21 protein-coding genes are annotated in these 26,822 nt (G+C 57.4%); 15 read left to right on the top strand and 6 right to left on the bottom strand.

The window, feature by feature from the left end; genetic code table 11:
- Nucleotides 1-108 precede the first annotated feature (108 nt).
- The 6 genes from uraD to nusA all read left to right on the top strand — a co-directional run bounded on the left by uraD (nt 109) and on the right by nusA (nt 6,059).
- Nucleotides 109-612, top strand: a complete 504-nt coding sequence (gene uraD, locus IGS51_RS08340) for a 2-oxo-4-hydroxy-4-carboxy-5-ureidoimidazoline decarboxylase (RefSeq protein WP_297077971.1) — start codon at nt 109-111, stop codon at nt 610-612.
- A gap of 183 nt (nt 613-795) precedes the next feature.
- The gene (locus tag IGS51_RS08335) at nt 796-1,059 is read left to right on the top strand and encodes a DUF6439 family protein (protein WP_297077974.1); all 264 of its coding nucleotides are present in this window, start codon (nt 796-798) and stop codon (nt 1,057-1,059) included.
- Between the two features lie 290 nt (nt 1,060-1,349).
- Entirely contained in the window at nt 1,350-2,345 is a 996-nt protein-coding gene (locus IGS51_RS08330) for a phosphate ABC transporter substrate-binding protein (RefSeq protein WP_297077969.1), read from the top strand.
- Nucleotides 2,346-2,359: 14 nt separating this feature from the next.
- Nucleotides 2,360-3,625, top strand: a complete 1,266-nt coding sequence (locus IGS51_RS08325) for a metallophosphoesterase (protein ID WP_297077968.1) — start codon at nt 2,360-2,362, stop codon at nt 3,623-3,625.
- Nucleotides 3,626-3,890: 265 nt separating this feature from the next.
- Nucleotides 3,891-4,355, top strand: a complete 465-nt coding sequence (gene rimP / locus IGS51_RS08320) for a ribosome maturation factor RimP (protein WP_297077966.1) — start codon at nt 3,891-3,893, stop codon at nt 4,353-4,355.
- Nucleotides 4,356-4,505: 150 nt separating this feature from the next.
- The gene (gene nusA, locus IGS51_RS08315; protein ID WP_297077964.1) at nt 4,506-6,059 is read left to right on the top strand and encodes a transcription termination factor NusA; all 1,554 of its coding nucleotides are present in this window, start codon (nt 4,506-4,508) and stop codon (nt 6,057-6,059) included.
- 44 nt (nt 6,060-6,103) lie between these two features.
- Here the strand turns inward: nusA and IGS51_RS08310 are convergent, their stop codons facing one another.
- Nucleotides 6,104-7,579, bottom strand: a complete 1,476-nt coding sequence (locus IGS51_RS08310; protein WP_297077961.1) for a phospholipase D-like domain-containing protein — start codon at nt 7,577-7,579, stop codon at nt 6,104-6,106.
- A gap of 279 nt (nt 7,580-7,858) precedes the next feature.
- Nucleotides 7,859-9,046, bottom strand: coding sequence for a glycosyltransferase family 4 protein (locus IGS51_RS08305; protein WP_205370737.1), 1,188 nt, complete (start codon nt 9,044-9,046; stop codon nt 7,859-7,861).
- Between the two features lie 307 nt (nt 9,047-9,353).
- Here IGS51_RS08305 and IGS51_RS08300 point away from each other — a divergent pair, with 307 nt between their 5' ends.
- Entirely contained in the window at nt 9,354-10,292 is a 939-nt protein-coding gene (locus IGS51_RS08300; RefSeq protein ID WP_367279290.1) for an aldo/keto reductase, read from the top strand.
- A gap of 133 nt (nt 10,293-10,425) precedes the next feature.
- Here the strand turns inward: IGS51_RS08300 and IGS51_RS08295 are convergent, their stop codons facing one another.
- On the bottom strand, nt 10,426-10,872 hold the full coding sequence (locus IGS51_RS08295) for a Fur family transcriptional regulator (RefSeq protein ID WP_297077956.1): 447 nt from the start codon (nt 10,870-10,872) through the stop codon (nt 10,426-10,428).
- A 623-nt stretch (nt 10,873-11,495) separates the two neighbouring features.
- Between IGS51_RS08295 and IGS51_RS08290 the strand changes: the two genes are divergently transcribed.
- A complete protein-coding gene (locus IGS51_RS08290; protein WP_297077954.1) occupies nt 11,496-14,762 on the top strand; it encodes an AAA family ATPase in 3,267 nt (1,088 codons plus the stop codon).
- Between the two features lie 128 nt (nt 14,763-14,890).
- Here the strand turns inward: IGS51_RS08290 and aspS are convergent, their stop codons facing one another.
- Together aspS and IGS51_RS08280 are read right to left on the bottom strand one after the other, a co-directional pair.
- A complete protein-coding gene (gene aspS / locus IGS51_RS08285) occupies nt 14,891-16,678 on the bottom strand; it encodes an aspartate--tRNA ligase (protein ID WP_297077952.1) in 1,788 nt (595 codons plus the stop codon).
- 421 nt (nt 16,679-17,099) lie between these two features.
- Nucleotides 17,100-17,816 (bottom strand): alpha/beta fold hydrolase, encoded by a 717-nt coding sequence (locus IGS51_RS08280; RefSeq protein ID WP_297077950.1) that lies wholly within the window; start codon nt 17,814-17,816, stop codon nt 17,100-17,102.
- A 421-nt stretch (nt 17,817-18,237) separates the two neighbouring features.
- On the opposite strand from IGS51_RS08280, the gene trpD reads away from it, so the two are divergent.
- The 4 genes from trpD to tsaB all read left to right on the top strand — a co-directional run bounded on the left by trpD (nt 18,238) and on the right by tsaB (nt 22,515).
- The gene (gene trpD, locus IGS51_RS08275; RefSeq protein ID WP_297077948.1) at nt 18,238-19,356 is read left to right on the top strand and encodes an anthranilate phosphoribosyltransferase; all 1,119 of its coding nucleotides are present in this window, start codon (nt 18,238-18,240) and stop codon (nt 19,354-19,356) included.
- A gap of 403 nt (nt 19,357-19,759) precedes the next feature.
- Nucleotides 19,760-20,191: a DUF4279 domain-containing protein gene (locus IGS51_RS08270; RefSeq protein ID WP_297077946.1), complete on the top strand. Its 432-nt coding sequence runs from the start codon at nt 19,760-19,762 to the stop codon at nt 20,189-20,191.
- A 366-nt stretch (nt 20,192-20,557) separates the two neighbouring features.
- Entirely contained in the window at nt 20,558-21,853 is a 1,296-nt protein-coding gene (locus tag IGS51_RS08265; RefSeq protein WP_297077944.1) for a serpin family protein, read from the top strand.
- Nucleotides 21,854-21,876: 23 nt separating this feature from the next.
- Complete coding sequence (gene tsaB, locus IGS51_RS08260) at nt 21,877-22,515, top strand: tRNA (adenosine(37)-N6)-threonylcarbamoyltransferase complex dimerization subunit type 1 TsaB (RefSeq protein ID WP_297077942.1); 639 nt, start codon at nt 21,877-21,879, stop codon at nt 22,513-22,515.
- Between the two features lie 134 nt (nt 22,516-22,649).
- Here tsaB and IGS51_RS08255 read toward each other — a convergent pair whose 3' ends face one another.
- Nucleotides 22,650-23,462 (bottom strand): WecB/TagA/CpsF family glycosyltransferase, encoded by an 813-nt coding sequence (locus IGS51_RS08255; protein ID WP_297077940.1) that lies wholly within the window; start codon nt 23,460-23,462, stop codon nt 22,650-22,652.
- A 615-nt stretch (nt 23,463-24,077) separates the two neighbouring features.
- On the opposite strand from IGS51_RS08255, the gene crtA reads away from it, so the two are divergent.
- From crtA to IGS51_RS08240, 3 genes are all read left to right on the top strand, one after another.
- Nucleotides 24,078-25,010, top strand: a complete 933-nt coding sequence (crtA, locus tag IGS51_RS08250) for a cyanoexosortase A (protein ID WP_297077938.1) — start codon at nt 24,078-24,080, stop codon at nt 25,008-25,010.
- A 22-nt stretch (nt 25,011-25,032) separates the two neighbouring features.
- The gene (locus IGS51_RS08245; RefSeq protein ID WP_297077936.1) at nt 25,033-25,737 is read left to right on the top strand and encodes a cyanoexosortase A system-associated protein; all 705 of its coding nucleotides are present in this window, start codon (nt 25,033-25,035) and stop codon (nt 25,735-25,737) included.
- A gap of 92 nt (nt 25,738-25,829) precedes the next feature.
- On the top strand, nt 25,830-26,570 hold the full coding sequence (locus IGS51_RS08240) for an HpsJ family protein (RefSeq protein WP_172355457.1): 741 nt from the start codon (nt 25,830-25,832) through the stop codon (nt 26,568-26,570).
- Nucleotides 26,571-26,822: the final 252 nt, after the last annotated feature.

Below are 26,822 nucleotides of genomic sequence, written 5' to 3'. Positions count from 1 at the left end.
TCTTCGTTCTTCGTTCTTCGTTCTTCGTTCTTCTCTCTTCCCTCTTCCCTCCCTCCACCGCTGCCAAACAGTGCTACCATCACACTGCTCCGAACTTTATCGTTCCGAATGCTGTCTTTATCTGAACTCAACGCAATGTCCCAGGAGGCGTTTGTAGCCGCGCTGGGGGCAATTTTTGAAAACACTCCGGCGATCGCCGCCAAAGCGTGGCATCAGCGCCCCTTTGACACCGTGGACGACCTGCATCGGGCAATGGTCGCAGTCGTGCAAGCAGACAGCACCGAGGCGCAACTGGCGCTGCTGCGGGCGCATCCCGATCTGGGCAGCCGCGCCGCCATGGCCGAAGCCTCTGTGCAGGAGCAGGCAAGCGCAGGGCTAGACCGCCTCTCGCCGGAGGAATACAGCCGCTTTCACCAGCTCAATCGAGCCTACACTGAGCAGTTTGGCTTTCCGTTTATCATTGCCGTGCGATCGCACACCAAAGCCAGCATTCTCGCTGCCTTTGAGGAACGGCTGCAAAACTCCCGCGCAGCCGAATTGCAAACTGCCCTCCAGGAAGTGTTCAAAATCGCCCGCTTTCGCCTCGATGCGACGGTTGGTGCAGAAGCGTGAACTGGGTTTTGGCGTTTCGGCAACGCTGATCAGTTCCAGTTGCGCTGTCTCGCGGTCGCAAAGCGGTTAGGCTGAAGATAAGCGTTTAGGAAACTTGCGATGTCTGATTCTGGGAAGACTGAGACCGCTACAAAGACCCTTCCGGAGCCACTGCACCCAGGCGATCCGCTGATTAATGAACCGATGCTCTCTCCTGAAACCCGCGACTTGGCTCAGTTTAGTGATCTGGAACTGGCGCAGGCGCTTTTGCAGCGAATGGCGATCGCCCCCAATGACTGGCATCGCCTCAAGGCAAACCGCAAGGCCCGCGCCCTGGAGCAGGCTTCTACCGCGCTGGTATATCTGCTGAAGGATCAGCCGGAAGAAGCGCTGGCGAGGTTGCAGCAGGCGGCGGGCTGGCTAGATCGATCGGTCTCGGCTCCGCCTTGTCCGACGCATGGGCGGTAGAGGAGAGCAGGGGAGATCTAGGGACGCGGAGCATTCCAGAATTGGGGTGCAGGGGATTGTCGGTAGCTGTAGTCTGTCGCTGTGATCTGCTGCTGTACCGTGTCGCTGTAGTCTATTGACGTGTTCAGTTGTGGAATTGGTTGAGTAGACTAGAGGCGATTCCCTTAGGGATCGCTTCGCGAATCGCCATTTCTAGATTCCATAACCTGGACTCTAAGCGTCTAGAAAGCTCGGCATTCCTCTCCCAGCCTTAACCGCAACGTCCCCCTCATCCCTGATCCCCGCAATCTATGTCTCAAGGGAAAAACGATATTGCTGCTCTTCTCGTCGCCCTGATGGTCACCGTTGGGCTGATCGGCGGCGGACTCTGGTTCTTTGGCAGGCAGTTTTTGAACGGCAATGGTAGCGGCAACTCGCCCATAGCCACCAGCCCCGATGCACCCGATCCCGCCTCACCCAGCCCCGCTTCTCCGCCGCCTGCTGCGGGCGGTACAACAAATCTCGATACTTCCGTCCCAGATCCGGCAGTGCTGACGATTGACGGCAGCGTGACAATGGTGTCGCTGATGAAACGGCTCCAGCTTGCCTATGCCCAGATCAATCCGGGCTTGCCGACGACCTACGGCGTACCCGACGGCCGCCCCAACGGAACGAATGCGGGAATTCAGAATCTCGCCAATGGCACTGTTGTCCTGGCGGCCAGCTCTCGCCCGTTGAACGCGGCAGAAGCCCAGTCAGGGCTGGTGGGGGTGCCGATTGCCCGTGATGCGCTGGCGGTAGTGGTGGGCAGAGACAACCCCTACACTGGCGGGCTAACGCTGGATCAGCTAAAGCGGATTTATCAGGGGCAGATTACCAACTGGTCGGAAGTGGGCGGCCCCAATGCGCCGATTAAAGTAATTAACCGCGCCAACGACAGCGGCACCCAGAGCTTCTTTAAGGATGTGGTGCTGCTGGGCGGCGACTTTGCGCCAGAGGGGCCCAATTTCACCACGCTGCCTCGCGACGAAACCACGCCAATGCTGCGGGCGCTGGGCAATAACGGCATTGGCTATAGCACTGTGCAGCAGGTGGTGAATCAGCAGACGGTGCGAATTGTGCCGATTGACGGCGTGCAGCCGACAGACATTGCCGCTGTGAAAAACGGCACCTATCCCATCAGTCGGATTGTCTTTCTGGTCGCTCGGCGGCAAACCAGCCCCGCAGTGAAGCAGTTTATCGACATGGCGCTGTCGTCTTCGGGGCAGCAAATCGTGCAGCAGAGCGGCTTTATCCCATTGCAATAATCTCTAACTACGAGATGAACATGAGATTTTGGCGCGGCGCAAGCTGGAGAACCCTGCCCCTCCGCTGGGGGCTATTGGCTCTGTTGGGATTGGGGTTGGCGCTGGGGCTGTATGCCTGTCAGCCCCGGTCGCCCCAGGCCACGCAGTCCCCGACGACGCAAGTTCCCAGTGCGCTGCGGGTTTCGCCGTCTGCACGCTCGACCGTGCCATCCGACCCGCCGGATCTGCCTGTGGAAACTCAGGCGGTGCTGGACGGGCTGCCGGATTTGCCCAACCCGCCGAGGGGCGACGTGCGGCTGGTGGTGATCAGCGATTTGAACGAGGCCTACGGCTCGACGCATTACTCCAAGGAAGTGGATCGGGCGATCGCCCTCGTTCCCTTCTGGCAGCCCGATTTGGTGCTGTGCGGCGGTGACATGATCGCAGGGCAAAAGGCGACCCTGCCCGACGAAGCCTTTCCTGCCATGTGGCAAGCGTTTGATCAGCATGTGGCGGCTCCGCTGCGGCGGTTTGGCGTTCCCTTCGGCTTCACTCTAGGCAACCATGATGCGTCAAACGCGCAGGGTGCGGGCGGGTTTCGGTTTCAGCGGGAGCGCGATGCGGCAGCAAAGTATTGGAAAAACCCGGCCCACAGTCCGGGCTTAAAATTTGGCGATCGCGCTGACTATCCCTTCTCCTACAGCTTTACCACTAGTAGCGAGAAGGGCGACGTGTTTTTCCTGGTGTGGGACGGCTCTGGCAGCAAAATTCTGCCCGAAACCCTGCAATGGGCCGAGCAGGCACTCTCCAGCGAAGCGGCTCAGTCTGCCCAGTTAAGAATCGTATTGGGACATCTGCCGCTGTATGGCATCGCCCAGGGCCGCGACAAACCCGGCGAAGTGCTGGATAACGCCGACCAACTGCGATCGCTCCTAGAAAAATACAACGTCCACACCTACATCAGCGGCCACCACCACGCCTACTATCCTGCCCACCGAGGCAAGCTGCAACTGCTCTACTCCGGTTTGTTGGGGTCAGGCGGCCGCGTATACATCGACCACAACCTGCCGCCCCGCAAAACCCTGACGGTTGTGGATATCAACTTTAACAACGCCGAAAAGACGACCTACACCACCTACGACATGGAGGCCTTTCAGGTCTTAAAACCGGAAAGCCTGCCCCGCTTTTTGGTGGGACATAATGGGCTATTGCTGCGGCGCGACGTGAAATTGCAGGAGTTAACGGCCGCCGAAAAAGCGCTCTGCATCAATCGACTGGGCGAACAAGCCTGTGCAGCGTAGCAATCCCGCGTGGGGCAAGGACTTTGCGCTAGGTAACGAAGTCTGCCGCCAATTTCTGAATTGCGCTACACTAGCAGCATGATGAAGGCGTTATGTCCTGCATCATCTTCAGGACGCAACGTTGTCAGAAGTGGGTTCCGCACCCGCTTTTTTTATGTTCGTTTTGAGTTCCTCAGGAATTCAAACACCAAGGGCCAAGGTTCAAAGCCCAAAACCCAAAATCCAAAATCCAAAATCCAAAATCTCAATTCCCTCACCCCTTCCTATGGCACACCCACTCATCCCCGACATTCTCGCCCTGGCCTCGCCAGTCGCAGAACCGCTAGGGCTGGAAGTGGTCGGAGCCGTGTTTCACACCAACCAAAACCCGCCCGTGCTGCGGATCGATATCCGCAACCTGGAGCAAGACACGGGGCTGGAGGACTGCGAACGCATGAGCCATGCGCTGGAGGTGGTGCTGGATGAGGCGAATCTGATTCCCGATGCCTACGTGCTGGAGGTGTCGAGTCCGGGTATCTCGCGATCGCTCACCACCGACCGGGAGTTTATCTCCTTCAAAGGTTTTGCGGTGATTGTGTCTACCAGTGCCCCCTACGAGGGACGTACTACCTGGAACGGTCAACTGATCAAGCGAGACGACGACGCAATTCACCTGAGCCAGAAGGGACGGGCGATCGCCATTCCCCGCGATCTGGTCAGCAAGGTGCAGCTAGATGAGAAGCGGGGATAACGTCTGTTCTGTATGCATCTACCATTTGTGCAGTGGATTCTTTTGGTACTTGACTCACAGAAACACTCAGCCGCCTGTCTCCTCATCAAATACTCAAACTTCCCAAAATACTCAAACTTCCAAAACTTAATACCCACGGAGAACTGAATCATGTCCATGGTTACCCTGCCCGGTTTACAAGAAATGATTGACGGCATCAGCCGCGAGCGCAACCTGCCGAAACACGCAGTGCAGGCGGCGCTGCGGGAGGCGCTGCTAAAGGGCTATGAGCGCTATCGCCGGACGCACCGACCCGATACGTCGATTTTTGACGAAGAATATTTCAACAACTTTGAGGTGGAGCTAGACATTGAAGACGAAGGGTTTCGAGTGCTGGCCACTAAGGCGATCGTGGAAACCGTGGACAACCCCGACCACCAGATTGCCCTGGAAGAAGTGCAGGAAGTGGCTCCAGAAGCGCAACTGGGCGATACGGTGGTGCTGGACGTAACGCCGGATCAGAACGAGTTTGGGCGGATGGCGGCGATCCAGACCAAGCAAGTCCTGGCACAAAAGCTGCGCGATCAGCAGCGCAAGCTGGTGCAGGAAGAATTCCAAGACCTAGAAGGAACTGTGCTGCCCCAGGCGCGGGTGCTGCGGTTTGAGCGGCAGTCGGTGATTATGGCAGTGAGCAGCGGGTTTGGACAGCCGGAGGTGGAGGCGGAACTGCTGAAGCGCGACCAGCTTCCCAACGACAACTATCGCGCCAATGCTGTGTTTAAGGTGCTGTTGAAGCGCGTGTCGGAAGGGTCCCATCGCGGGCCGCAACTGTTGGTATCGCGGGCCGACGCAGGGCTGGTGGTAGACCTGTTTGCCAACGAAGTGCCGGAAATCGAGGACGAGATCGTGCGAATCGTGGCGGTGGCGCGGGAAGCCAATCCGCCCTCGCGTTCCGTCGGCCCGCGCACCAAAATTGCTGTGGATACCCTAGAGCGCGACGTAGACCCGGTGGGAGCCTGCATCGGCGCACGCGGATCTCGGATTCAGGCGGTGGTGAACGAGCTGCGCGGTGAGAAGATTGACGTGATTCGCTGGTCGCCCGACCCTGCAACGTACATTGCCAATGCGCTGAGTCCGGCGCGGGTGGATGAGGTGCGCTTGGTTGATCCCGAAAGCCGTCAGGCCCATGTGCTGGTTCCCGAAGATCAGCTTAGTTTGGCGATCGGCAAGGAAGGGCAGAACGTGCGACTGGCAGCGCGGCTGACGGGCTGGAAGATCGACATTAAGGACACGGCGAAGTATGACTATGAAGCCGAAAACCAGAAGATTGCTGAACTGGCAGAACAGCGCCGTTTGGCAGAGGAAGCCGCCGCGGCCAAACGGGCAGAAGAGGAAGCGCTAGAGGAAGAGTATGACGAAGAAGACGATGACGAAGCGCTAGAGGTCGAAGAGGCCGTGGAGACGGAAGCGGCGATCGCCCCCGCAGCAGACCCAGAAACCGATGCCCCCGCAGAGGAGGACGCAGTAGACGAGCTAGCCGATGACGAACCCGCCGCTCTGGCCGAAGACGAGCTAGAAGACGAACTAGAAGACGATGCGGTGGCAGAGGATGAAGCTGACCTTGCAGCAGAACTGGACGAAGAAGACTTAGACGACGACTTGGATGAATTGGATGAAGAGGACTTGGATGAAGACGACTTGGATGAAGACGACGACAAGGCCTGATCGGGTCTAACGCCTGTCTCTGAGAGATTGCTTTGATTCCGCTTCTATTCCGCATCTAAATCTTCTTCAGAGCGATGTCTAGCATTTGCAGGAGCAAGCCCACAGCGGGTCTGCTCTTGCTGTGCTTTTTGCCGAAGCCACCCAGGAATACCGAGTTCCGCCATAGCATACAGCCGCTCAAACTCTCGCTGAAAGTGGGCTGCGACGGTGGCGTTGTCGATCACCAGCAGGTTTTCGTCGTTGTTGTGGTTGGCGGCGGCGCTCCAGTTTTGGGAGCCAGTGATGACGCGCTGCTGGTCGATAACGGCGAACTTGTGGTGCAGCAGGTCGCCCTCTGGCAGGGTGGGAATGCCTACGGTGGCGATCGCCCTCTCCCAAGTTTTATTCCCTTTCTCAATCCGACACTGGGAATCAGGCAGCGCCACGCCTATCATGTCCAGTGCCTCGCTGTAATAGCGGAAGGCAAAGCCGGGGTCGATCAGCGCCCGCACCTGAACGCCTTTTTGATGCTGTGCTTCCAGCGTGCTGCCCAGGTTTTGGTCAGAAAACACAAACAGCGCCAGATCCACCTGTCGCCGCGAAGCTGACAGGGCCCGCCCAATTAGCCCGTTGACGCTGATCTGCCAGGGCTGGGTGGGCGAGGTGGGCGAAAACTGTACTGTCACCCGCGAGGTCGGCGCAAGCAACGCTGAACGGGGCGATCGCGCGGGTTTCTGTAGCCCAAAGCGACTATCGGGGCGGCCGCCGGGCCCATCGCCCCACATCAGGTTAAATTCGTCGGTGAAAATCTGCGCTAGCGCGATGTTCTGAATCCGCAGCAAATGGTTGGGATTGCCCCGGCTGTCCGGTGCGCCAAAGTCACCGTGAATGTCCGAGGTCGTGAAGTTTGCCGACCCGACGATTACGTCCTGACCATCCACCACGACAAACTTGTGGTGCATCAGCCCGCTGCCCTTGGAGCCATCCGCCGTGTCGTCTATCAGCGGCACGCCGGCCGTTTCCAGCATCACTAGGGCATCGCGCCGCGCTGCCTCCTGGGGCGAAACGCGACCGTCGCCGTTTTCGTCCATCAGCCGTAGCGCCTCTTGATACCGAGTGCGATCGCGCTCCGTCATCCGCCCCGTCTCTGCCCCCGACACCTGGCTCAGCGGCCGCCGATAGTTGTTTTCCACAATCACCCGCACCCGCACCCCCGCCCGATGCTGTTTCACCAGGGCTTCGGCAATGCGCGGCAGCCGCAATTCCTGCACCGCCACATCGAGCGATCGCCGCGCCGAGAGAATGCCGTCCACAATCACCTGCTCCAGATCGTCCCCCAGCCGCTCCACGCCCCGATAGGGGTCTTGATAACGCGCCGCCTGCGACTGGTTGAAATAGGCCTGAATCAGCGGATCTTGCGGCAACGGTTCCAGCAGCGGGGCCTGCGCCACGCCTCGCCGCCATAGGCTCAGCCCTGCCACCAGCAACAGCCCCGCCGGAAGCAGCAGCAGCCAGCGCTTGCGTCTTTTGGATCGTGTCATCGAAATGCCCCTGAGCGGTGTCAGGGATTAGGGATGCAGAACTCCTATCAATTCTCCGAAGTGGGGCTGCGAAAGTGGCGCTGCGAATGGAATTGCTGGAAGCCCTGCCGACGCTTGACCAGCCCTCCAAAATCGCAATCGCAAGTCAAAATTGCAGACCCAAAATCGCGACTCTAAAATCGCGACTCTAAAATCGCAACTCTAAAATCGAGAATCAATACGCTCCATACCCCAACCCCCTGAACCCTAAGTTTCCCAACAGCCAGCAGCCGCTAACGCCTACCAATGCACCGTCTTGCGTTCGCGGACGACGCGGCGATAGATGGCTTCAGTTTGGGCGGCCAGGTCTTCCCAGCGAAAGCGCTGCACCAGGTCGATGTAGGCGTTTTCCACCAGCACTTTGGATTCTTCGGGATGGCGCAACACTTCCAAAATGCCCCAGGCGAGGGAGTCGGGATTGTTGGTCTGGGTGACGATGCCCGTTTTGCGGTGCTGCACGACTTCCGGGAGTCCGCCCGTGTCGGACACCACGACGGGCACGCGGGCGGCGAAGCTTTCCAGCACCACAATGCCGAAGGGTTCGTAGAGGCTGGGAAATACGGCACAGTCGGCGATCGCCTGAAACTGGTTCAGGTCGGCATCGGACATAAACCCAGTGAAATAGCACTTGTGCCAGATGCCCAGATCCCACGCCTGCCGCTTCAGATGGTCGGTATAGCCCGTGCCGATGAGGATGATCTTGGCATTGCCGCCCATCTCCCAAATCACCTTGGGCGCAGCGCTGAGCAAATTGTGAACCCCCTTTTCGTGGGTCATGCGCCCAACGTAGTAAACAATTCGCTCGTCATCGGTGGCATAGCGGCGGCGAAAGGTCTGCCAGTCAAACTCATCACGGGCGGGCTTTTTCTCTGGGCGAATGCCATTGAACACGACATCGGTTTTGTCCCAAGGGCAATGCAGCACACGCTCCACTTCCCGCTGCATATATTGCGTACAGACAATCAGCCGCCAGGCCTCGTGGGCCAGCAGCTTTTCCTTGCCTGCGATGTAGTGGTGGGTGGGGTTGTGTAGCCCGTTGTGGCGACCGGCTTCGGTAGCGTGGATGGTGGCGATCAGGGGAATGCGGAAGGCGTGTTTGAGGGCGATCGCCGCATCGCCCACCAGCCAGTCGTGGGCGTGGATCAGGTCGAAGGGGCCATCTTCTGAGAGCAGTTTCCCGCCGTGGCGGCCCATGCTCTCGTTCATGTTCACCACCCAATGAAAAAAGTCGTGTCCACCCGTCACCGGGACGCGATGCACCCGCACCCCTTCCACTACCTCATAGTGGGGCGCTTGCCCAAACTCCACCGTCAGCAGGTGAACCTCATGCCCCAGCTTCACAATTTCGGGAAACAGTTCCGAGACATGGCGAGCGATTCCTCCCACGATGCGCGGCGGAAACTCCCATGCCAGAACCAGGATCTTCATTGCCCCATCCATTCACATCGCCTAAGTTCCACCAATTTTACACAGCTTAACCCCGCTCAATAGTTCAAACGTTAAGTCCATTTACAAATGCTCGACTCTATTCAAATCCCACTGCCCCAAAGTTGCGAAATGTAACGATACACTCAAGATAACGGGTTTGCAGAATTCCCCCGAACCCTGCATTCCCCCGAACCCTGCCCTCAAATCCTGTTCCCGAATCTTGCCTCCGAATCTTGCCCCCGAATCTTGCCTCCAGCCCACACCTGCAACCAGCACTCTGAAACGACCTGAACCCATGACTGATGCAATGCAAACCCTCACCCTCGGCCCCAGCGGCCCCACGGTTCCTGCCCTCGGTATTGGCACTTGGGCCTGGGGCGACAAGCTCTATTGGGGCTACGGCAGCGACTACGACGAAGCCGCATTGCGCGATGCCTTTAAAACTGCGGTCGAGGCTGGCGTAACCTTCTTTGATACGGCTGAAATTTATGGACTGGGTGAATCCGAGCGGCTGATTGGGCGCTTTGCAAAGGAACTCCAGCAGCCCGTGATTTTGGCAACGAAATACTTTCCTCTGCCCTGGCGGATTTGGGGAAGTGCAGTGGCCGATGCCCTCACTGCCAGCCTCAAGCGGCTCCAAGTGCCCACGGTGGACTTGTATCAGGTTCACTGGCCCTTCGACTTTTTGATGGGGCAGCCAACGCTGATGAATGCCCTGGCCGATGAGGTGCAGCAGGGTCGCATCAAGTCTGTCGGCGTGAGCAACTACTCCGCTGAGCAGATGCAGCGGGCGTATGACCTGCTGGCGCAGCGCGGTGTGTCCCTGGCGGTGAACCAGGTGCAATATTCCCTGCTAGCGCGGCAGATCGAGCGCAATGGCGTGATGGATGCGGCACGGCGACTGGGCGTGACGATTCTGGCCTACAGTCCGCTGGCGCAGGGGTTGCTGACGGGTAAATACACGCCCGAAACCGACATGCCACCCCAAGGGGCCCGCAGGCTCGACCCGCGTTTTAGCCGGGAGGGTCTGGAAAAACTCGCGCCAAAGGTGGGTCTGCTCAAAGAAATTGGGCAAAAATATGACCGCACTCCGGCACAGGTGGCGCTCAACTGGCTAATTGCTCAGGGCAATGTGGTGCCGATTCCGGGTGCAAAGAACGCCAGCCAAGCCGCCCAAAATGCCGGAGCGCTGGGCTGGATGCTGAGCGAAGAAGAACAAGGGGCGATCGCCCAGGCTTGGCAGTAACGGAGCGGTGGAGGGAGGAAAGAGAGAAGAGAGAAGAACGAAGAGATACCGTTTTTCTCTCTTCGTTTTTCGTTCTTCATTTTTCGTTTTTTCTTTCTCCGCTTCTCGCCTCACCACCCCAACACCCCGTCACTCAAGACTCTTGGGGTTGCTTGTAGCCAAAAAAGTCGATGGAATAGCCTGTGATCTTCACGCCCGTTTGCTGCTCAATTTGTTCGATCAGCTCAGCGGGCAGGTCAACATGAACATCCAAGATTTGGTTGGTATCCAGGCAATTGACGTGGCTATGGGGATCGCTGATGTTGCCGTAGAGCCGTCCGTCGGAGCGCTCGACGCATTCGATAATACCCTGCTCAGACAGCGCCTCCAGATTTTGATAAACAGAAGTGTGGCCAATGTCTTTGCCTTGCTGGTTGAGGCGATCATAAATCTCGCGGGCCGAGAGGTGTTCCTGCTGCTGCCAGAGCAACTCCAAAATGAAGCGGCGCTGCTTGCTGAGGCGCATTCCCAATAGCTGACAGCGATTGAGAGCGTCTTCTAGCGAGCGAATGGGTTTGCGGTCAGCAGTTTCAGGATTCATAGTCTCGACGTGGCAGCTTTAACCAGCGGGTTATCAAGATGGCGTTAGATGGCGTTAACGGATGATGAATGGATGATTTGAGATGGTTTGATCTGGCTTTTTTGATCCGGCTTTATTTAATTCTAGTCCAGAGGTTCGAGTCGCTGTTGATACATCTCATACGGGGGGCTGATCAGGGATCTGAGCGGAGAACTGGCTGATAAATCTACTGGTAAATCTACTGGTAAATCTACTGGGGGCGTACCCCATGAGGGCAGCCACCCTGCGATTCTCATTAACCTGGGCTGACTTGCTGAGCAAGGAACGTCTGGGCAGTGAGGCTTTCAGCAGGCTCCAACCTCTTATGCAAACTCACTACAACTTTAACTTAAAACTGTCAAGACTGTCCACAGGGGCAAAATTTCGAGGAACAAGGGCGATCGCCGCGACTATCCCAAGTCAGAGTTTCCTCCATGCTGCTTCTGCCAGGATTGCAGGACAGGGGCCGCCAACATCCGATTTGGGACTGGCGATTTTGGATTGTGGTCGGGCTAAGCTGGGGCTTGCCGAATCTGTGATTTCCGAGCATCTGTACTTGCGATCGCCCGTACTGCTACACTGGGATCAGGGCTGGGCGTGGGTTCATGATTCCGCTGCAATTAAAACTCAAAAATTTCCTCAGCTATCGGCAGGCGGCGCTCGACTTTCGAGGGCTGCATGTAGCGTGCGTGTGTGGGCAAAATGGAGCGGGCAAGTCGTCGCTGCTGGAGGCGATCGCCTGGGCAATTTGGGGCGAAAGCCGCGCAACTCACGAAGACGACGTAATTCACCAGGGCGAAACCGAAGCCCAGGTGGAGTTTACCTTTAGCTGTCGCCAGCAGACCTATCGCGTGCTGCGGACGCGGGTGCGCGGGCAGACCAGCAGCCTGGAGCTTCAGATCGAAACGCCGACGGGGTTCCGGCCGCTGACGGAGCGGGGAATGCGGGCAACGCAGCAGTTGATTTTGCAACACCTGCGGCTGGATTATGAAACCTTTGTCAACTCGGCCTATTTGCGACAGGGGCGAGCAGACGAGTTTATGCTCAAACGACCGGGCGAGCGCAAGCAGATTCTTGCCGACTTGCTGAAGCTGGATCAGTATGACGAAGCGGCGGAAACGGCCCGAGAGCGATCGCGCCTGGCCAAAGCAGAGCTAGACGTGCTGGAGCGATCGCTAGAAACCCTGGCACAGCAGCTAGAGGCGGGCGCGTCTCTATCGGCAGAGTGCAAAGCGCTGAGGGCGACCATCGACACCTGGCAGCAAGATCAAACCAGCGACACCGATGCACTACACCAACTGCAAGCCGTGCAGCAGCAGCGCCGCACTTGGACTCAGCAGTTGCACCTGCATCAGCAGCAAGAGCAGCGGTTGCGGCAAGACGGCCAGCGACTCCAGCAGGACTTGGCAGCGGCACAGCAGCAGTTGCGATCGCTCGAAGCGACCCTCTCAAAGGCAGACGAAATCACCGCAGGCTATACCGAGTTTCACAGCCTACAAACCGAGGAAGAGATTCAGTCCGCCAAGTTTCATGCTCACCAAGCGGCGATCGCCCAGCGCGACCAGCTCCAGCAGCAACTGAACACCCAGCTTGCCGCATTGCAAGATCAGCACTTGCGCCTCCAAGCTCAGCGCGACACCCTCCAGCAGCAGATCCAGGAGTTGCAGCACACTCTGGCAAAAGCGCCTGACCTCGACACTGCTCTAGAAAACTTGCGAATGGCGCGAGAGCGGCTGGTGCAGCTAGACCAGCTTCAGTCCCAGGCTGCCCCCCTGATGCAGCGCCAGCAGCAGATTCGTGCCACATTGGATCGCGCCCAGGCACGGCTCCAGGCCCGTTTAGAAGAATATCAAACGACCCGTCAACAGCTTCTTCAGCAGCAGGGTCAGCAGGCTCAGGCTTGTCAGGCGCTAACCGCGATCATGGAACGGAGCGCGTATTTGGAAAATCGCCGTCGCTATCAGCAGGAATTGCGCGAGAAAGGCATGGAGCGGCGTACCTTTATGGAACGGCTCCAGGAACGTCAGCGCGAACTAGAGGCGCAGGTGGCGGGGCTGGACAATAAAATGGCGTTGCTTCAGCAGCAGATGCCTGGTGCGATCGCCCAGCCTGCCTCTTCTCTAGAGCCGCAGCGGACTTCTTCGGAACGGGCCTCTGAACGAGCCTCTGAACGATCTTCAGAACTCTCTTCTGTCCCCCTGGAGGCGGAGCGTTCTGATTCGGCGGGCATCCGAAAACGTCGCGGAAAACCAAAGCGAACGACGCTCAAGGTGCTGCCGGATGCAGCGTTAATGGTTCATGGCCAGGAGCAGCCAGGTTCCCAGGGCAGTTTTCCGCCGTGTCCCCTGTGCGATCGCCCGCTGGATGAGCATCACTGGGCGGTGGTGATGGAGCGGCATCACGCCGAAAAGCAGGAGCTTTATGACCAGCTTTGGGTGATTCGAGAACAGCTTGCCGTTTCGGAGCGCGAAATTCAGGTGTTGCGCCAAGAATATCGCGATCTAGAAAAGGAACTGGCGGACTATAGCGATGTTTTGCAACTGCAAGGTCAGCTTCAGCAGCAGGTGCAGGACAGGGCGACTGTCGAGGCGCGGCTGCAACAGTTGGCGCAGGAGGAGGCGGATCTGGGGCGATCGCTGCAAACGGGCGACTATGCTCCTGACCTGCACGAAGAGTTGCGCCTGCTGGATGAAACCCTGGCGCAGCTTCAATACGATGATCGCGACCATGCCCTGGCGCGGGGCGAGGTCGATCGCTGGCGCTGGGCAGAGATCAAACACGCGGAGCTAAAGCAGGCGCAAAAGCGGCTCCAGCAGCTACTCGCTCAGCAGCCAGAGTTGGAGGCGCAACTGGCAACTGTAGAACAGCAGCGGGCGGAATTGCTGAACCAGTCGGTGTTGCAGCGGCAGATTCGCGACTTGGAGCAGCAAATCGAGGCGATCGCCTATAACCTGAAGCGCCACACCACGCTGCGAAATGCGCTGCGGCTGGCGCAAGTGTGGCAGTTGCGCCATCAGGAGCTTCAGCAGGCACAGCAGCAGTATCCCCAGGTGCAGCAGCAGGTGAAGGATCTGGCGGCGCGGCTGACAGAGCGATCGCACTTGTTAGACACACTCTCCGCAGACATCCGGGCGCTGGTGCAGCAAATCGAGGCCACGCCCGACCCCGCAAGGGCGATCGCCACCCTAGAACAGCAGATACAGCAGCGGCGCACCCAGCTTGATGCGGGGCTGGCCAATTTGGGACGACTGGAACAGCAGATTCAGCAACTTGCAGCCCTAGAGCAGCAGCAGGCAGATTTGCTGATTCAGCAGCGCAACCTCCAGCGCCAGCGCCAGGTCTATCACGAGCTAGCCCAAGCCTTTGGAAAAAACGGCATTCAGGCGCTGATGATCGAAAATGTGCTGCCGCAGCTAGAGGCAGAGGCAAACCAGATTCTAGGACGGCTGAGCAATCATCAACTGCATATTCGGTTTGTGACGCAGCGGGCCCGCCGGAAGGGGAAATCCACCAGTCCCCAAGGCCTGATCGACACGCTGGATATCCTGATTGCCGATGCCAACGGCACGCGCCCCTACGAAACCTATTCCGGCGGCGAAGCCTTCCGGGTGAATTTCTCGATCCGGCTGGCGCTGGCGCGGCTGTTGTCGCAGCGGTCGGGCACGGCGATGCAAATGCTGATTGTGGATGAAGGCTTTGGCACGCAGGACGACGCAGGCTGCGATCGCCTGATTGCTGCGATTCAGGCGATCGCCCCCGATTTTGCCTGCATCCTCACCGTCACCCACATGCCCCGGTTCAAGGAAGCCTTCCAGACCCACATCGAGGTAACGAAGACAGACCAGGGATCGGCTCTGAGTCTGGCGTTTTAGGTGGAAGTGTTTTAAGTGCGCTTTAGGTGCAACTTTTGGTGCAGCGTTTTAGGTGCAACCTACATGCAGCTTAGGTGCAACTTAGGTGCAGCTTAGGTGCAACAATCCAGCCAGATGCGTCCAAAGTTCTAACTTTTGGGCTTGTGGGTACTCGCAATCGACAGTTCCTTGAGCTGCTTGTTGTCTACTGGGGAAGGCGCATTGGTCATCAGGCAGCGGGCCTGCTGGGTTTTTGGGAAGGCGATCGCATCGCGGATCGACTCTTCGCCCGACAGCAGCATGGCCCAGCGGTCAATCCCATAGGCGATGCCCCCGTGCGGCGGCGTGCCGTATTCAAAGGCTTCTAGCAAAAAGCCAAACTTTTCGCGGGCTTCGTCGGGCCCAATGCCGATTAGCTCAAACACCTGCTGCTGCAAGTCCGGCTGATAAATCCGCAGGCTGCCCCCTGCCACCTCGAAGCCGTTGTAAACCAGGTCATAGGCCTGGGCGCGGGCGGTTTTCAGGTCGCTCAGGTCGTCGGGATGGGGCGCAGTGAAGGGGTGGTGCAGCGGTTCGAGGCGCTTTTCCTCGGCGTTCCACTCAAACATCGGAAAATCCACGACCCACAGCAGATTAATCTTGTCCGGGTCAATCAGCCCCAGTTCTCTGCCAATGACCTGCCGCAGGCGGTCGAGCGTTTTGTTTACGGTATCGGTGTCGCCTGCGCCAAACAGCAGCAGGTGTCCAGGTTTCGCGTTTGTCCGCTGGAGAATTTCCGTTTTTTTCTCGTCGATGAGGTTGTCTTTGATCGCGCCGATCGTTGTAATTTCGCCATCTTCGCCAACGCGGATGAAGGCCAAGCCCTTCGCGCCCATCGTCGTCGCTTCGTTAAACAGGTCCCCACCGGGCTTGATGCGGACGTTGGAAATCGCATCATTGCCACCGGGAATCGGCAAGATTTTCACAATGCCGCCCTTGCTCACCGCATCGGCAAAGACTTTGAAGCCCATATCCTGCACCACGTCCGACACGTCCACTAGCTCTAGCCCAAAGCGGGTGTCGGGCTTGTCGCTGCCGTAGCGGCCCATTGCTTCGGCGTAGGTGAGGCGCGGGAAGGGGCGCGGCAGGTCAATGCCCTTCAGGGTTTTGAACACCTGGCAGACCATTTCTTCGTTCAGCGACAGAATTTCGTCCTGGGTCATGAAGCTCATCTCCATGTCCAGTTGGGTGAATTCGGGCTGGCGGTCGGCGCGGAGGTCTTCGTCGCGGAAGCAGCGGGCAATTTGATAGTAGCGATCGCACCCTGCCACCATCAGGATTTGCTTGAACAACTGCGGCGACTGCGGCAGCGCGAAAAACTCGCCTGGATTGACGCGGCTGGGCACCAGGTAATCCCGCGCTCCCTCCGGAGTGGAGCGGGTCAGCACGGGTGTTTCCACTTCCATAAAGTGGGCTTCGTCTTCCAAAAAGCGGCGGAAGGTTTTGATGAGCGCATGGCGCAGTTGCAGGTTGCGGCTCATGCGTTCGCGCCGCAGATCGAGGTAGCGATACTTGAGCCGCAGGTCTTCGCGCACGGGTTCTTGCTCCGCAGTGGACACCTGGAAGGGCAACTGCTTTCGCACCGCGCTGAGAATTTCAATCTGGTCGGCATAGATTTCGACTTCGCCCGTGGCCAGCTTGGGGTTGAGCGATTCCGGCGGGCGCTGGGTGACGCGGCCCGTGATCTTTACCACATACTCGTTTCGCAGGCTGTCGGCTAGTTTGTAGGATTCGGGCGTGCGTTCTGGATCGCTGACAATCTGGGCAATGCCCGTGCGATCGCGCAAATCGACAAAAATCACGCCGCCATGATCTCGTCTGCGATCCACCCAGCCACAAAGGGTAACAGTGTCTCCAACGTGAGTTGCTCGCAGGTGACCGCAGTAATGAGTACGCATGGAAGTCAGGATTTAGAGGAATAGATGAATCAGGGTTGCAGCGTTGTCGGGCAGTCCGGGAAAGATCGTGCGGAATGCCTCGACTAAAACCTATTCATTATCCTGCATTCGGGCCGCTATTGACGATGGTTTTGAAATACCCTCATGCCCAGTCTTGCGCGGGAGGGGTAAGGGCAGTACGGGTTCTAACCCTCGCCTAAGTTGAAACTTGTCGCTTTATATTCTTCAGGGTCTAGGTGATTTTTCCACCCAGAGATGGTCAGCCAGTGCCGCGGGATTGGCATTAATTTGTTTCTGAAATTGCTCAACTTGTTGAAGGGTTAATGGGGATAAACAAGCAGGCACAGTAGAGCGATCGCCCAACCAATGCACAACAGCGGTGAGGCAGTGCCTTCCAGCGCGAACTTATGCCAGCGCGAACTTATGCCAGAGCAAGCAAGTGCTCAGCAAGCGTCTGGGGGGCAGACAGGTAAGGATTGTGGCTAGTGTCCATCGAGATCACCTTTTTGCAGGGAAGCGCTGTATAGAGCCGCTTCTGGGTGGCCGGGCCAATTGTATAGTCTTGCAGACATTCGATATAAACACGGGGCACCTGCCCAAACCGTTCGGGCGTGGTGGATATCGGTGTGGTCATGGGAGCCGCTGCCTGCGGAATTAGCAGCGCCTGAACCAGCGCCATATCTTCGTCGGAGCAATCGCCATAGCCGACCTGTTTCAGCGCCTCTGGACGAAACGACACCGCAAGCTGATCTTCTGAAAAGACGGCATTTGCCAGAAGCAGCGTTTCGGTATCTTCCTGGCTAATGCCCAGCATCGTCTGCCCGTTCTCTGGCAAGTAGCCCGCCAAATATACCAGCGTGCGAATCCGGTCGGGACAATATTCTGCTGCCTGAGTGATAATCCCGCCGCCCATGCTGTGCCCTAGCAGCACCACGGGTTCTGGCTGTTCGTTCAGGATCTGGCAAACCCGCTCCACGTAGGCGGCTAGCGTCACGTCAGCAAGGGGCGTTTTATCTTTGCCATGTCCCGGCAGATCGGGTGCAATTACCGTGTGGCTGTGCTGCTCCAGCAACGGCTTTACTTTGTACCACACCCACGCGCCAGATCCGGCCCCGTGAACTAATACAAATACACTCATAAAGGCTTCTCCCAAAGCATATCAATGTACCTTGAAGCGTATCTTGAAGCGTATGAGACCCAGCAAAGTCTTGCCAGAATCACAGCGCCAGGAATTTTTACTTTTGTGAACTGTAGGACTTACGCAGTTGGATGATTTCTCGTGGGCTGCACCCGCGAGAAATCATCCAAGCCCCAGAAAACTCATCGCAAGTGCGTAAGTCCTGAACTAGTTATTTTGAACTGGTTATTTTGAACTTGCCATAAGTGTAAGACAAGCCACTATTTGGAAACGGTTCTCTCAAGGTTGAGCTTCCCTATATTGGGTCTACATCGCGAAGCTGCGGTATTGCGAAGCTGCACCACAAATTAGCCGCGATCGCCCCTGGGGTGACGGTGTAAAGTAATCTAGTTTGCACAAGGACAACCGCCGAACAATACTTATGAGCAACGCTGCATCCCCCTCCTCCACCAGCACGCCCGATGCATCCTCCAGTCCCTCGGCCCCAGACCGCGACTGGTCGCCCCTGCTGCAACAACTGCTCGATGGGCGATCGCTCGATGCAGACCAGGCCGCAGACCTGATGCAGGGCTGGCTATCGGAGTCGATTGCGCCCGCGCTGTCTGGGGCAATCCTAGCGGCAATCCAGGCGAAGGGCGTGTCGGCGGGCGAACTGGCAGGCATGGCGCGGGTGCTTCAGGCGCAGTCTCTTGGCAAAACGGTGGATGCAGATTTGCCCACGCCGCTAATTGACACCTGCGGTACGGGCGGTGATGGCGCGTCCACGTTCAATATTTCGACTTGCGTGGCCTTTGTGGCGGCAGCGGCAGGCGTGGCGGTGGCCAAGCATGGCAACCGGGCGGCCTCCAGTCGCGTCGGGTCGGCGGATGTGCTGGAAGGGCTGGGCGTGAACCTGGGCGCACCGCCAGAGCGAATTCGGGCTGCCTTGCGGGAAGTCGGCATTACGTTTCTCTTTGCCCCCGGCTGGCATCCGGCGATGAAGGCCGTCGCGCCCATCCGCAAGACGCTGAAGGTACGAACCGTGTTCAACCTGCTGGGGCCGCTGGTAAACCCGCTCCAGCCGACGGGGCAGGTGATGGGTGTGTTCAGCCCGCAGTTGGTGGAAACGGCGGCACAGGCGTTGCAGCAGCTTGGACGGGAAGAGGCGATTGTGCTGCACGGGCGCGAAAAGCTGGACGAGGCGGGGCTGGCAGACTGGACGGATATGGCCGTGCTGTCGGGGGGAACCGTGCGATCGCACGCCGTTAATCCCGATGCGCTGGGCCTGTCGCCTGCCCCCACCAGCGCCCTGCGCGGCGGCGAAGTGGCGGAGAATCTAGAAATTTTGCGGAATGTGCTTCAGGGCAAAGGCACTGCGGCACAGCAGGATGTGGTGGCGCTAAACGCAGCCCTGGCCCTGAAGGTAGGCAATGCGATCGCGGGCGCAACCGACGACCTGGATCAAACACTGCGGCTAGGGATCGTGCAAGCAAAGGATATCCTCAGCAGTGGGGCCGCCTGGGCCAAGGTCGAGGCACTGGTGGACTTTTTGAAAGGGTAGTGAAAGGGCAGAGATTTCGCGGTCTAGAGCCACGTCTCTATCCCTCTGGCACAACCCCCAGTGCGCTCCGGCCTGTAGACCTTCTGCATTCGTTCTTCGTTCTTCGGTTTTCCATTTTTCTGCCCCCCTGGCGCGATCGCGCTGGGAACTCCGCTATGGGCAGGAATTGGGGCAAATCGGTGAGCGCAGGCGGGAAGGGCGATCGCTCCCTTTACGAATTCTTAATTATTTTGTTGCGATTTGATGGCGATCGCCCCTTTCCCCGCAATAATACGGAGAGATCTAGCAGAATATTAAAGATATAGCCCCTGCGTTTTTTCACAACGGTTCTCCGGCGCTCTTCAGGGACATCTACGATGCAGTTTAGTCTTCAGCCCATTCTTGACCTTTTTGAGCCTCCTCCATGTACGCTGTTCCTCCTGCCCCCTGTAAGCGAACCTACGCAATTCTACGGATTTATCCCGGCGATCTAGACCCCACCGAAGTCACCGAACGTTTGGGCATCGAGCCGACGCTGTGCCAGTGGCAGGGCAAACTGCGCCACCCCGGCAAGCCGGCCCACATTGCTTCGCTCAACGGCTGGTTTCTGTCGTCCAAAGATGCGGTCGATTCCAACGATTCGCGCCATCACATCGACTGGATTTTGCAGCAGCTAGCGCCCCGGTCTGAGGCGCTAAGAGAGCTACAGAAGATGGGCGCACGGACAGATTTATTTTGTTTTTGGGAATCGGTGGATGGGCACAGTGGCCCGGTCATGTCGCCCCAGCAAATGCAGAAAATTGCCGATCTGGAATTGGACTGTGGCTATGAAGTGCTGGTTCGCAGCAGTCGCTGAGGAAAGACCGGGTTAGGCAACACATCTATCAACATTAGGACTTACGCAGTTGGACGATTTCTCGCGGGCGCAGCCTGCGAGAAATCGTCCAAAGCCCAAGAAGCTTACTGCAAGTGCGTAAGTCCTGAATGTATCGACACGCAAAGTTTGGGATACTGGGCTGGCTGCGAATCGCTGTTTTCGCAAGCCAGTTTTTTTTGCCCAAGCTGCTGCCTACTGCGCCCGCGCCTAGTCAACTGCGACCCAACATTGCGTAGCAAAAACCGAAACCAGCGGCAACTTCGAGGGGGCGGCTGCCATTCTAAAGAAGTGGAAAGTTTTTGCAGCGGAGTGTTCCCATCTGCTGATTTGAAGGAGAATCAAGACATGCGTCGCTCACTGTTGACCATTGGCACCGCGCTAGCGAGCAGCCTGCTCGTTGTTGGGTTGCTGAGTTGTGCTGCGAATCAGTCCCGCGCTGGCGATTCGTCGCCCGTGCCGTCCATCCCGTCGGTGCCCGAATCCCCCATTTCCCAAAACCCTGATGTGACGGAGCAACCCGTGGATGCGCGTTTGGTGGCGGCCAATACCCGCTTTGGCTTCAAGCTGTTTTCGGAAGTGGCAGCCCAGTCGCCGGGTGAAAATGTGCTGATTTCGCCGTCAAGCGTGGCGATCGCCCTGTCGATGGTTTACAACGGGGCCAGCGGCGACACCCAGCGGGCGATCGCCGAAGCGCTCCAGCTTGAAGGGCTGAGCTTGGACGACGTGAATCAGGGCAATGCAGCACTAGAGGCATTGCTGGAAAGTGCCGACCCGAAGGTGAAGCTGGCGATCGCCAATTCCCTCTGGAGCCGGGAAGGGGTAGATTTTCGGCCCGACTTTTTGGCAAAGAATCGCGAGTTCTACAACGCCGAGGTCACCAGCCTAGACTTTTCCCAACCGAATGCGCCCAGCGTAATTAATGAGTGGGTCAGCCGCAGCACCGAAGGCAAAATTCCCACCATCGTCGATCGGCTCAATCCAGAGGATGTGCTGTTTTTGGTCAACGCCATCTATTTCAACGGCACTTGGAGCGCCCCGTTTAACCCGTCAATGACGCAGACGCAGCCGTTTACCCTGCCTAATGGCGATCGCCTCAATCATCCGCTGATGTCGCAGTCGGGGCAGTTTGTCTACGCCGAAACCGACCAGTTCCAAGCGGTGAACCTGCCCTACGGCAACCGCCGCTTTAGCATGGTGGTGTTTTTGCCCAAGCAGTCGTCTAGCCTAGAAGCCTTCCAGCAGACCCTCACTGCCGAAAACTGGCAGACCTGGAGCAGCCAGTTTCGCCGCCGCGAAGGCATGGTTAAGCTGCCCCGGTTCAACACGGAATTTAGCGTGGGGCTGAACGACGCGCTCAAGTCGCTGGGCATGGCGATCGCCTTCGACCCAGACCAGGCCGACTTTTCCGCCATGATCGACGCGCAGGCCTTCATCAACCGCGTACAGCACAAGACCTTCATCGAGGTCAACGAGCAGGGCACCGAAGCCGCAGGCAGCACGGGCATCAGCATCGGAGTCACCTCTGCTCCCATCGATCCGCCCTTCCAGATGGTGGTCGATCGCCCCTTCTTCTATGCTATCCAGGATAATCAGACAGGCAGCATCCTGTTTATGGGTACTGTCGTCAACCCTGGCAGCTAAAGTTAGCTGGTCTGTAACCCCCCATGCCCACCGCCCTCGCCCTCCACACTAGCAGTCCGAATCTGGGTCTGGCGCTCAGCAACTTCGATGACGTGCAGCGCCAGCAGACCTGGGATTTGGGGCGGGCCCTGTCTACGCATCTGCACGACTGCCTGATGGCGTTTTTGCCGCCGCAGACCTGGGCAGATCTGGACTTTCTGGCGGTGGCGCGGGGGCCGGGTGGCTTCACGGGGACGCGCATCGGCATGGTCACGGCACGAACGCTGGCGCAGCAGTTGGAGATTCCGCTATTTGCCATTTCCTCGCTGGCGGCCGTCGCCCATGCCGCCGCTGCCCAGATGCCCGATGATTCTACAGATTCTACAATCGACCTGGCAGTGCAGCTATCCGCCCAGCGCGGCGAAGTGTTTGGCGCAATTTACCGCAGCCAGCCGCAGACCCGCCAACTCGTTCCCGTGTATCCCGATGCCGTGCTGACGGAAACGGACTGGCGATCGCTCCTCGACTCCTGGACTTTTCCCTGGCAGCCCATCAACGCAAATGGCGATTGCGCCCACACCGCCGCTGACCTGCTCGCCCTGGCCTATGCAGACTGGCAAAGGGGCGATCGCCCCCACTGGTCGGCCGCGCTACCTTTTTACGGACAGCATCCGGTGAAATAGGGGCAAAAGTCAGCACAGCGCAGGGGCAGCAGAGGCACAAAGCGCAAAAGCACAAAAAAGGGAGTGCCGCAGCTTAGCTCCCGCACTCCCTCTCCTCGTTTTCGCTGGATTCAGCAATTCTACAAACCTGGAACCTATTCAGCCGCCAGAGCCTCGCGGGGCGTGCCGTAGTCGATGCGGTCGAGGTCGCTGGAGCTATGCCGGAGCGGGTTGGTGTAAACATTCAGCTTTTGCAGCAGCACCAGCCAGAAAAACAGCGGATCTTCGACCAAGTAGCGCCGCCACAGCCGCTTGGGTTCGGCCGTGAGGCGATAGAGCCATTCCAGCCCTGCCTCACTGATCCACTTGGGCGATCGCTTAACGTTTCCTGCCTCAAAGTCGATCGTTGCCCCGATGGCCAGGAAGATTTTGATATTGGGCAGTTGGTCTTTGTACTTGTGAATGAATAGCTCCTGCTTCGGTGCGCCAACCCCCACAGCCAGAACCGTTGCGCCCGACTCTCGAATCATTTCCAGGATGCGATCGCACTCGGCTTCGTCCTTTTCAAACCCGAAGGACGGCGAATGGGTCGCCACGACGATTTCCCGCCCAACTTTTGCGTTAATCCGCTGCTGAGCCGCTGCCGCAACGCCCTCCTTGGCCCCCAGCAGGAAAATGCGAATGTCTGGATTGTCCTTGTGATACTCGTAAAAAGCGGGAAACAGGTCAGACCCCGAAATTTTTTCGCGAATGGGGGACCCCAGGAAGCGAGAGACGTACATTAAGATCTTGCTATCGCAAACCCGGTAGTCCGCGTCATTGTAGACCTTAAAGAAGGACGGATCTCTTTGCAGTTTGACCAAGTGATCCACATTGGGAGTATAAACAACGCCGCTGGTTAGCTTTTCCAGTAGTTCCTGTGTTGACAGGTTATCAATTTGCACGTTCAGAATCTTAACGCTGTCCATCCAGCACGCTCCATTCCTGAGGTCTTTTGCTCGATAGTCATCCGAAATTCAAACCAGGCGGTTTGTTCGCAGAGTCAATGACCATCTACATTCGGTAATAACATTCGCAAAACCCGGATAAACAGAGGGAGATTACGTACGAGTTTCCGCCCTCTAAGGGGGTGCATTGCGGCTCTTTTGCCTTGATATTGTATGGGTTTTGTGTGGTTTTAATGAGTTAAATACTTTGCCTGAATAAATCACCCGTACGGTGAGGGGTTCATCAACCAGCAAAAGGGACTGAAAGCATTGTCCTGATGGGTTTTCAGGCTACAGGAAGGGAGAATCTTTTGCAGCGAAAGCACAAATCCGAATCTGCGACCTCATTGCCCCCGGTGACCGTATTTTTCACCAGTCCGTTCGGTTTGTGTACTCATCCTCCTCACTTTTGCGATCGCCCGATAGGGAAATTTAGGCCCATTGAATGAGATTTTTCCCGCCTATGGATTGCGCGCATTGCCGCAAAATATTGCGTCTGTTAGGAAGCGATCGCACTTGGGCACACTAGCGTTGTACGGTTCAAAGTTTGAATGCGAACCCTCGCACAACAGATTTGAACCTCCTCTAACAGTTTGTATGAAAACGTTTTCGTCTTTGAACTTCAGATCAGTTACTGAGTTTCGGTTCTGGCTGGTGGCGATCGCTGCTGGGCTGGCTGCAATTCACCTGACGCTGGTTTGGCGGGCTGATAACGTCGATTTGCTGGGCAGCAGCATTCTGTTTTTTGCGGCGCTGACCTCGCTGTTGGGCGATCGCCAGCATACACTGCGCTTTGATAGCAGCATTCTCGCAAGCGTGCTTGGGACCATGCTGATTGCGTTCGTGCTGTTGCGGAGTTTGGCGACTCCGGGCGAGGCGTTTTTGCTGCTAGCACCGCTCACGGCTGGTTTAGGATTAGCCCTCCTATCCTCTGGTTTTCGCGGATTGGGGCAATATCGACAAGAACTGTTGCTGCTGTTTTGTCTGGGTGCGCCCAAGGTGTTTATTCCGCCGCTGTTTGACCCGACGCTGTGGACGGCGAAATTTTCGACGGCATTGCTTTGGTATGGCGGGTTTGAAGTAGTGCGCGATGGAGTCAATATTCACCTGCCCACCGGGTCAGTTGAGGTCTATCCTGGCTGTTCTGGCATTGAGGGCATCACTTACTTGCTGTCGCTGGCGGGTTTGTTTGTGGTGATGTTCCCTTTGAACTGGCTGCGTCGCGGATTGGCAGTTGTGCTAGCGGTGTTGATCGCTTTTGTAGTTAACGGGGTGCGGGTGTCTTTGATGGCGTATCTGGTCGCGTCGTCTCAGCCAGAGGCGTTTGAATACTGGCACGAAGGCACTGGGTCGCTCATCTTTTCCATGATTGCCGTGCTGATTTTTGGCGGCGTGTGCTGGCTGCTGCTGCGCTGGCAGGAGGTTGCAGAGCGCTGGACTGACCTGGCAGAGGTCAGTGATGATCCGGCGGAAGAGGAACTGTTTCTGGATGATCCGCTGGATGATCCGCTGGAATGGCAAGAGCCATAGTCCCTTTTGTGATAGCACGTTCATGACTGCAAATTTATCTGCAAACTCAACCGAAAATCCGGTTGTGAAATACGTCCGGCTGCCGCTAGTGGCGCTGACCCTGGGGGGCGTGGTGCTGGTGCTGGGGCGCTTGCTCCTTTTTCCCGCGACTGATGGGCAGACGAAGGCCGAATTTGACTTCCCGGAGCAGGTGCCCCTTCCTGGCTGGCAGGCCCAGTCGGCAACAGCGCTGCCAATTCCCGAAAAGGCCCAGGCGGAAATGGTGTCGGGCAAACGCTATAGCTATAGGCAGGGCGATCGCGCTCTTGCCGTCGAGATCCGATACTTGGTCAACACCGATCCCAGCGTCCGCAATTTACTGCTGAAGTACGGCAAGTCAACGCCGACGGTTGCCTTTCCCACCACGATTCAGCAAGACGATTCAGGCGGATTCTACAGCATCTACGCTGACGAAACCCACGCCCATCTCACCAGTTGCATCAACCCTCGTGGCTCTAGCACCGTCACCGAGGCGCAGTTTATGCAAAACCGCTACGCCCTCGACTTGCGCCCAGAGCGGGCCCTGCCCGTCCTGCTGGGTCGAGAGACGCTGCGAGATGGGCGCTGTCTGTGGACGGTGATGTCCGCCCCACTCCAAAACACCCCGGCGGATCAGGTCTATCCGCAGCTCAAAGCCGCCTGGACAGACTGGCAGGCGTGGTGGCAACCCCAGTTTCCGACTCCCTAAGTTTCCCGTTTCCTGAAGCCTGCGAGACGCTTCTTGGCTCCCTTGTTCTCACCCCATTTCACTCGGTTATTGACATACTCGGAGGATATCCCATGACTCAAGCCCAACCCGAATCTCCTACTCCCTCTCCCGCAAGCAAGCCCTTTTCCCCAGTGCTGCTGCGTTGGGCCGGGTATGGACTGTTGGTTCTAACGACGCTTGACCTGTTCACGATTCTGTTCCCGCCCCGATTCACCAATCCCATCTGGGAGTTTGAAACAATGGGTGCAATCGTAGAGCGAGTTCCCGTTCCACTGCTAGCAGCAGCGCTAATCTTTTTCGGGGAAATGCAGTTTCGCAGTAAGTGGGAACGTCCTGTTTTGAAGTTCCTCTCTTGGGTATCGATGCTGTTTGGTATTTTCCTGCTGCTTCTGGTTCCGCTGGGCGTGACGAATACGCTACGGCTGAATAGCCAGAGCATGGATTTGATCAGTAACCAATTTAGCCAGCAGCTTGAGCAGGTGGCGGCTTTCGAGAAGCAAATCAATGATGCTAGCGCCGAGCAAATCAAGGGCTTTTTGGAGAGCCAGGGCGTAACGCTGGAGGGCGATGCGGCCAGAGCGCCGAAGGAGCAAATGCTGAGCCAGTTGTCTCAATTCAAGGAGCGGATGCAGGAGCAGGTTGAAATTGAAAAGGCAAGCCGCCGCAATCGCCTGATGGAAAGCTCTGCCAAGTGGAATCTGAGCGCACTAATTTCGGGCTTCTTGTTTATCTATATCTGGCACCTCACGCGCTGGGCCCGCAGCGCCAAGAAAAAGCGCAGCAAAGCTTCTAAGACGCAGCCCGCAGCATAGGTGCTGACGCTTTGTATTGAGCTAAATATTGAGCTAAATGTTTAGCTAAGTATTTGATGCAGCTTTGAATCCTGGATAAGACTAAGAAGCGCTCTTATCCAGGATTTTTTAGCGCAACAAATTGCCTACAAGCCGCGCCATACGGATTGTAAAGTCGTAGGTATTTCTGGAACCGCCACTAATAGGGCCGCCAATGCCTACAAAGGCTGAGGAGGCTGTGGTGGATTGGATAATGCGGGCAAAAACTTGACC

The sequence above is a fragment of the Thermoleptolyngbya sp. M55_K2018_002 genome, from assembly GCF_015295965.1.
In the GTDB taxonomy this organism is placed as follows: Bacteria; Cyanobacteriota; Cyanobacteriia; order Elainellales; family Elainellaceae; genus Thermoleptolyngbya; species Thermoleptolyngbya sichuanensis.
This window is presented reverse-complemented; position numbering and strand designations above follow the sequence as displayed.

Coding starts and splice junctions, on each gene's coding strand:
- uraD (WP_297077971.1), top strand. CDS start 109: ATGCTGTCTTTATCTGAACTCAACGCAATGTCCCAGGAGGCGTTTGTA.
- IGS51_RS08335 (WP_297077974.1), top strand. CDS start 796: ATGCTCTCTCCTGAAACCCGCGACTTGGCTCAGTTTAGTGATCTGGAA.
- IGS51_RS08330 (WP_297077969.1), top strand. CDS start 1,350: ATGTCTCAAGGGAAAAACGATATTGCTGCTCTTCTCGTCGCCCTGATG.
- IGS51_RS08325 (WP_297077968.1), top strand. CDS start 2,360: ATGAACATGAGATTTTGGCGCGGCGCAAGCTGGAGAACCCTGCCCCTC.
- rimP (WP_297077966.1), top strand. CDS start 3,891: ATGGCACACCCACTCATCCCCGACATTCTCGCCCTGGCCTCGCCAGTC.
- nusA (WP_297077964.1), top strand. CDS start 4,506: ATGTCCATGGTTACCCTGCCCGGTTTACAAGAAATGATTGACGGCATC.
- IGS51_RS08310 (WP_297077961.1), bottom strand. CDS start 7,579: ATGACACGATCCAAAAGACGCAAGCGCTGGCTGCTGCTGCTTCCGGCG.
- IGS51_RS08305 (WP_205370737.1), bottom strand. CDS start 9,046: ATGAAGATCCTGGTTCTGGCATGGGAGTTTCCGCCGCGCATCGTGGGA.
- IGS51_RS08300 (WP_367279290.1), top strand. CDS start 9,354: ATGCAAACCCTCACCCTCGGCCCCAGCGGCCCCACGGTTCCTGCCCTC.
- IGS51_RS08295 (WP_297077956.1), bottom strand. CDS start 10,872: ATGAATCCTGAAACTGCTGACCGCAAACCCATTCGCTCGCTAGAAGAC.
- IGS51_RS08290 (WP_297077954.1), top strand. CDS start 11,496: ATGATTCCGCTGCAATTAAAACTCAAAAATTTCCTCAGCTATCGGCAG.
- aspS (WP_297077952.1), bottom strand. CDS start 16,678: ATGCGTACTCATTACTGCGGTCACCTGCGAGCAACTCACGTTGGAGAC.
- IGS51_RS08280 (WP_297077950.1), bottom strand. CDS start 17,816: ATGAGTGTATTTGTATTAGTTCACGGGGCCGGATCTGGCGCGTGGGTG.
- trpD (WP_297077948.1), top strand. CDS start 18,238: ATGAGCAACGCTGCATCCCCCTCCTCCACCAGCACGCCCGATGCATCC.
- IGS51_RS08270 (WP_297077946.1), top strand. CDS start 19,760: ATGTACGCTGTTCCTCCTGCCCCCTGTAAGCGAACCTACGCAATTCTA.
- IGS51_RS08265 (WP_297077944.1), top strand. CDS start 20,558: ATGCGTCGCTCACTGTTGACCATTGGCACCGCGCTAGCGAGCAGCCTG.
- tsaB (WP_297077942.1), top strand. CDS start 21,877: ATGCCCACCGCCCTCGCCCTCCACACTAGCAGTCCGAATCTGGGTCTG.
- IGS51_RS08255 (WP_297077940.1), bottom strand. CDS start 23,462: ATGGACAGCGTTAAGATTCTGAACGTGCAAATTGATAACCTGTCAACA.
- crtA (WP_297077938.1), top strand. CDS start 24,078: ATGAAAACGTTTTCGTCTTTGAACTTCAGATCAGTTACTGAGTTTCGG.
- IGS51_RS08245 (WP_297077936.1), top strand. CDS start 25,033: ATGACTGCAAATTTATCTGCAAACTCAACCGAAAATCCGGTTGTGAAA.
- IGS51_RS08240 (WP_172355457.1), top strand. CDS start 25,830: ATGACTCAAGCCCAACCCGAATCTCCTACTCCCTCTCCCGCAAGCAAG.